Raw genomic sequence first — 6,410 nt, 5'->3', positions numbered from 1 at the left:
GGAGAGATAGGGATTTGAACCCTAGATAGGCTACAAACCTATGCCGGTTTTCAAGACCGGTGCATTCGACCACTCTGCCATCTCTCCGTACGGCGCGAATAATAGGGGGTATTGAGCAACTTGTAAAGAGCTAAATATAAATAATTAGCTAAAAAAGGCATTTGCTTCAAAAAAACACCAAAAACAACTAAAAACCTAGGTTGCTCATTAGTCTATTAGTAGTATTGCTTTGGTCTGCGTGCAATCCACGAGCAAATCAAACACAGTAATAAACTAAGCGCTAAAAATGTAACGCTTTGAAATATTAGATCAAAACGGTTTAAATCATCACTCGGTACAACCACAAATAAAAACGCAGGCAATACACTTAGCAACAACACATAAAAACAAATTTTAAATGCCCGGCCAAAATCGAATCGTTTAGTCTGCTGCATCCACCATGTCAATAAAACAAGCATTCCCATGGCAGAGCCTGCAATAAAATGTGCAGTATTGGTACTCATTGCAACGTACAGTGTAACAAAAGCACCTACTATTCCCCAAATTGACCATGCCAGCCAATTCTCTTTTTCTTGTAAAAATAAATTTCCCATCGTTTTCGTCTTCTTTATCGTTATTTTTATTAAGACTTTCCATACTTTAGCAAAAAACAACCGATTAAAAAACAAACTGAAGAAGAAAAAGTTAACCTAATATTGCTTCCGTGCGCTTCTCACAGCTAAATCAAAAAGGGCGAGCTTAACAGCAGCAACCTTAATGCTATATGACTGCACGAAGCTGCACTAGTTCAATATTAATTACAAATCGGTGAAGTAGTCCTCTGGTTTATGTTTAGCTGGCTTTTTGCACTCAACCTCTGGAGTACCAAGATACAAATACCCTACAATTTCATCTTGTTCGTCTAAATTAAGAGCATTTTTTACAGCAGTGCTTTGGGCAAAATAGCCTGTTCGCCATACACCACCCAAACCTTGTGCAAAAGCGGCTTGCTGCATTGCAAGTACACTGCAACCGGCGCTTTGTACTTGCTCAATACGCGGCACTTTTGGATGGGCTTGATACTTTGCAATAGCAATGATGATCATTGGTGCGCGCAGTACAAGCTCTCTTGCGCGTTTAATCACTTTTTCTTCTTGCTGCTCAGCAACGGCACTTTGATAGTATATTTCTCCAAGCTTTTGGCGAGCATCGCCCTGCACTACAATAAACTCCCAAGGTGCTATACATCCGTGATCAGGCACCCGTAATGCAGCTTGCTTTATAATATCGAGTTGCTCTGAATTTGGCCCTGGGGCAGTTAATTTAGCGTCTGATTGGCGGGTTAGTAAAAGCTCAATAGCATCCATAGCGTACTCTCATAATTCAAAACGTTAGAGTACCATTTATGCCTTTAATAAATAAACTCTGCTTAATTATCAATTTTATTAAAATCATACTACCCCCTTCGTATTAAAGCGCCCTTACTGTGTTAAATGATATTCAGATCCCCCTGTTTAAATACGAGAGAGGCGCTATACACTTAACACGCGTTACAAACAAAAAGGGCGTATAAAAAATATTTATACGCCCTTTTTAAACCAATTTGCTTGCTACTGTTTTACTACTGCACGCCTTAGCCAATAATCAACACTGACGTAGCGACCGCCACCTACAAAAAACAAGCCTAGTAACATGGCAAAATAAATAGCAGAAAATTCGATACCGTTATTTATTATGGAAGGTTTACCTTTTTCATATAAGTAATCTGTAAATCCGTGCTCTTTAACTATGTCCCTAATTTTACTTATACGCTCTTGTACTTCTAGTGAGTTTTCAAGGCTTTCTTTTGCCCCTGGTATCGCTAACCAATCAAGTACTTGAGCCGAGCTGGTCGTAGGGTTTGATGGCGCTATAGCAAACCAACCATTATGCCAATGCACAGTTGTTGCTGCCACAACCATTGTAAACATAAGCGGAATGCTCACTAAGCGAGTAAATAACCCAAATAATAAAAACCATCCGCCTAAAAATTCACTCCACCCAGCCAAAAAAGCCAGTAAATCAGGAAAGGGTAACCCTAAGCCCCATTCACTATTTCCAAACCATTGCACAACACTTGCATCAGCAAGAAAATAGCTAAAAAAGCCGTCAGTTTCTCCACTTAAGGCTAATTTATTGAAGCCCGCAATAATCATTACAGGGGCTAAGATTAAACGAAATAGTAATGCGGGTAATCCGTCGGCATAGGATAGATTACCCATAATTTTATTATACAAAAAAAATAATTTACTCATGTGTGGCCTGCTTTGTCAGTATATTTTGTAATGAACTCTATACTTACCAGACCCGAGACCATTGTAAATTATTTCATTTTATTAACACTGTTAAATAGCTCTGGCCACTTGAAGCGCTTCAAAAATTGCACGCTTGGCATCAATTGCTGCAGCTAATTTTGCGCCACCAATAACATGTACTTTTGCATTTTCGCGATGTTGCTCAAGCACTTCATTATTAGAAACTTGGCCTATACACGCAATAACCGTATCGACAGGTAATACTTGTTTTTCACCTGCAACAGTAATTGTAAGGCCGTTCTTATCAAAACTATGGTATTGGCAATCAGCAATTTGTTTAACACCATGCTGCTTAGCAACCTGACGATGTATCCAACCTGTGGTTTTACCTAGTCCGCTACCAAAGCGCCCTGCACTGCGTTTTAGCATATATAACTGTCGCTCGTCTTTATGTGGCTGTGCCTCGCACTCAATACCCCACTGCTTTTTAAACTCAGGAATAGTTTGCGATTTGTGCTCGCTTAAAAAAGCAACCATATCAAAGCCAATACCGCCGGCGCCTAAAATGGCGATTGATTTACCAAGCTCTACTTCACCGCGAATCACTTCATCATAGGCAAATACGCGTTTATCATCACTGCACTCAATTGATGCTTCACGGGGGCGAACACCTGTAGCAAATACGATGTCATCGTATTTTTGCAACATTGAATCATCGTAGGCTTTTCCAAGCTCAACATTTACGTTAAGCCTTTCAAGTTCATTGGTAAAATAGCTTAGCGTATGATTGAAGTCTTCTTTACCAGGTATTTGCATGGCTAAATTGAATTGGCCACCCATTTGTGTTTTTTGATCGATAAGCGTTACTGTGTGCCCTTTTTGAGCCAAATAACAACTTGCCGAAAGCCCTGCAGGACCCGCACCAACCACAAATACATTTTTAGCTTTAGAAGCTTTATCTAGAGGGTAATCAAGTTCAAAAGCAGCTTGTGGGTTGACTAAACAGGTTGCACGTTTATTTTTGAATACGTGATCTAAACAGCCTTGGTTACAGCCAATACAAATATTTATTTGTTTAGTTTGCTGATTTTGGTATTTGTTAAAAAATTCAGGATCGGCCAATAAAGGACGTGCCATTGAAATTAAATCGGCTTCATCATCGTTTAGAATTTGGTTGGCTATATCCGGTGTATTGATACGGTTTACAGCTATAACAGGTACATTCACTACCGACTTTAATCGTTTTGACGCTTCTTTAAATGCGCCTGGTGGCACCATACTGGCAATTGTCGGCACGCGTGCTTCATGCCACCCAATGCCGGTATTAAAAATATCAACACCAGCTTGCTCAAGTGCTTTAGCCTGAATAGTCACCTCATCAGGGGTTGAGCCATTCGGGATAAGATCCATAACAGATAATCTAAAAATAATTAAAAACGTATCAGATACTTTCGCTCTAACGGCTTTCACTATTTCAAGCGCTAATCGCATTCTATTTTCTAGGCTGCCGCCGAACTCGTCATCTCGCTTATTGGTGTGTGGCGCCATAAACTCGTTAATTAAGTAGCCTTCAGAGCCCATTATTTCCACACCATCGTAACCCGCTTTTTCTGCCATATAAGCAGAGTGAGCAAAGTCTTTTATCGTTTTTTTAATTGAGCTTAACGACATTTGTTTAGGCTTATACGGATTTATAGGCGCTTGGATAGCACTAGGTGCTTGGTTAAACGGGTGATAAGCGTATCGACCAGCGTGTAAAAGCTGCAAACATATTTTTCCACCATGTTTGTGAACGGCGCCTGTGTATGCACGGTGTTTAAATACATCATAATAACTATTAAATGATGAAGAAATAGGCGTTAATTTGCCACGCAAGTTAGGGCTGTACCCACCCGTAATGATCATGGCCGTGCCACCTTTAGCGCGCGCCTCATAAAAGGCACTTAATCTTTTTCGGTTATGCCACCCTTCTTCAAGGCCTGTATGCATTGAGCCCATTACTAAGCGGTTTCGTAATTGTGTGTGTTTTAATTCTAATTGTTGTTCTAACATCCTGTGCCCCGTTAACTGGTCTAACCTGTATACATTAGCTAATTTTGCTTTAATGGCAAGTAATTAGCAATATGTGCCTGCATTTAATTAAAAATACTATTAAAAACGTATATTTATGTAACCTTATAAACACTTCGTTACGATTTAGCAGTTAAAATTATTTTTATTCTAGGCTAAGATGGAACTAATGTATTAGCTGTACCAAATTAAGGAGCTATTTTGATAGCAAAGGTATTTAGAGGTATTTGGGCTGGAATCAACTTTTCTCGTCGTTTAATACTCAACATTTTGTTTTTATTACTGGTTGTTGTGTTTTTTATGTCACTTTCAAATGATGACGATACAATAATTGTAGAAGATGGCTCTGTACTTAGGCTTAATCTTAATGGGCCTATTGTAGAAGAAAAAACATACATAGACCCAGTTGAAGCAGCCATTAACGATGCAACATCAAGTTCAGAAGCACCTAGCGAAATTTTGCTTGATGATGTAGTTAAAGTAATTGATGAAGCCACTCAAGACGAGCGCATCAGCGTTATATTACTTGATTTACAAGAAATGCCTAAAGCCCACTTAAACAAGTTAAAGCGTATTACTAAATCGTTAGATGCCTTTAAGCTAGCGGGTAAAAAAGTGATTGCATCAGGCTACTATTACACTCAATCGCAATATTATATTGCCTCGCACGCCGATGAAATTGCAATGCATCCATATGGTTCGGTAGCTATTGAAGGCTATGGAATGTATCCACTCTACTTTAAAGATGCACTCGAAAAACTTAAAGTAACACAGCATATATTCCGTGTTGGCACATTTAAGTCGGCGGTAGAGCCGTTTATTCGTAACGATATGTCTGATGCAGCTAAAGAAGCTAACCGTGTTTGGCTTGGTGCGTTATGGAGCGAATATAAGCAAGATGTTGCTGCAGTGCGCCCTTTTGATGAATCTAACTTTGACGAAACCATGGATGCTTACCTTGCTAAAATGAAGGCTGCAAATGGCGATGCAGGTAAATATGCCCTCGACCATCAATGGGTCGATTCGCTTAAAACAACTCAGCAAATTCGCCAACAACTCATTGATTTAGTTGGCGCACAAGAAGACGGTAAAACATTTAAGCAAGTGTCTTTTCGGGAGTACTTAAGCTTAGTTAAGCCCCCTATCGAATTTGATAACCCAATTACAGAAAAAGTAGCTGTGGTTGTTGCAAAAGGCACCATAGTTGACGGTGAGCGCAAAGCAGGTGAAATTGGCGGTGACTCAACCGCAGCTTTACTTCGTAAAGCACGCCTTGATGATAAAGTAAAAGCTGTTGTTTTACGTATTGATTCGGGTGGCGGCAGCATGTTTGCCTCTGAGGTTATTCGCGCTGAAGTATTAGCACTTAAAGCCGCAGGTAAACCCGTTATAGCATCAATGAGCTCAGTCGCCGCATCTGGTGGTTATTGGATTGCCTCAGCAGCTAACGAAATTTGGGCAGCTCCAAGCACCATCACCGGCTCTATAGGCGTGTTTGGCACCTTCATGACTTTTGAAGATACGTTATCTGAAATTGGTGTGTACTCAGATGGTGTTGCCACAACAGAAATGGCTGGATTTTCTATTACTCGCCCTCTTAATGAAAAAATGGCGCAAGTTATTCAAATGAGTGTCGAAGAAGCGTATGGGCGCTTTTTAGATGTGGTAGCTGACGCGCGCAATATGACACCAGAGCAAGTTGATAAAATTGCACAGGGGCGTGTATGGATAGCTTCACAAGCACAAGAGCTTGGCCTAGTTGATAAGCTTGGCGATAAACAAGATGCGATTGATGCCGCTGCAGCACTTGCAAAACTAAATCACTACGAAGTGAAAACGATTAAGCAAGACCTGAGCCCACAAGAAAAAATGCTGCAAGATATTTTTGGCAGTGCATCGGTTAAATCTATGCTTGGTTTAAATACAAATACCACCTCGGTGTTAGCCACACAAGCGAACATTAATACGGTGATAAAGCGTCTAAGTAGTGAAGTAGCTGATCTTAAAGATTATAACGATCCGCAAGGTGTATACGCACGTTGTTTAGTGTGTAGCGTTGCACAATAA

General features: G+C 40.2%; 5 protein-coding genes and 1 tRNA gene. 1 reads left to right on the top strand and 5 read right to left on the bottom strand.

Annotated features, from left to right (window positions below):
* From AN391_RS16770 to AN391_RS16750, 5 genes are all read right to left on the bottom strand, one after another.
* Positions 1-87: transfer RNA gene (locus tag AN391_RS16770), tRNA-Ser, on the bottom strand.
* Between the two features lie 128 nt (positions 88-215).
* On the bottom strand, positions 216-593 hold the full coding sequence (locus AN391_RS16765; protein WP_055016461.1) for a hypothetical protein: 378 nt from the start codon (positions 591-593) through the stop codon (positions 216-218).
* Between the two features lie 204 nt (positions 594-797).
* Complete coding sequence (locus tag AN391_RS16760) at positions 798-1,346, bottom strand: NAD(P)H nitroreductase (RefSeq protein ID WP_055016460.1); 549 nt, start codon at positions 1,344-1,346, stop codon at positions 798-800.
* A 243-nt stretch (positions 1,347-1,589) separates the two neighbouring features.
* Positions 1,590-2,273, bottom strand: a complete 684-nt coding sequence (locus AN391_RS16755; protein ID WP_055016459.1) for a DoxX family protein — start codon at positions 2,271-2,273, stop codon at positions 1,590-1,592.
* A gap of 90 nt (positions 2,274-2,363) precedes the next feature.
* Entirely contained in the window at positions 2,364-4,325 is a 1,962-nt protein-coding gene (locus AN391_RS16750; RefSeq protein WP_055016458.1) for an FAD-dependent oxidoreductase, read from the bottom strand.
* Between the two features lie 219 nt (positions 4,326-4,544).
* On the opposite strand from AN391_RS16750, the gene sppA reads away from it, so the two are divergent.
* Positions 4,545-6,410 (top strand): signal peptide peptidase SppA, encoded by a 1,866-nt coding sequence (sppA, locus tag AN391_RS16745; RefSeq protein ID WP_055016457.1) that lies wholly within the window; start codon positions 4,545-4,547, stop codon positions 6,408-6,410.

This window comes from Pseudoalteromonas sp. P1-13-1a (assembly GCF_001401875.1).
Taxonomy (GTDB): Bacteria; Pseudomonadota; Gammaproteobacteria; order Enterobacterales; family Alteromonadaceae; genus Pseudoalteromonas.
Note: the sequence above shows the minus strand (reverse complement) of the source record. Positions and strands in the feature narration are given on the sequence as shown.

Bases quoted from the DNA above. Each gene is read 5' to 3' on its own strand.
- AN391_RS16750 (WP_055016458.1), bottom strand. From the start codon at position 4,325: ATGTTAGAACAACAATTAGAATTAAAACACACACAATTACGAAACCGC.
- AN391_RS16755 (WP_055016459.1), bottom strand. From the start codon at position 2,273: ATGAGTAAATTATTTTTTTTGTATAATAAAATTATGGGTAATCTATCC.
- AN391_RS16765 (WP_055016461.1), bottom strand. From the start codon at position 593: ATGGGAAATTTATTTTTACAAGAAAAAGAGAATTGGCTGGCATGGTCA.
- AN391_RS16760 (WP_055016460.1), bottom strand. From the start codon at position 1,346: ATGGATGCTATTGAGCTTTTACTAACCCGCCAATCAGACGCTAAATTA.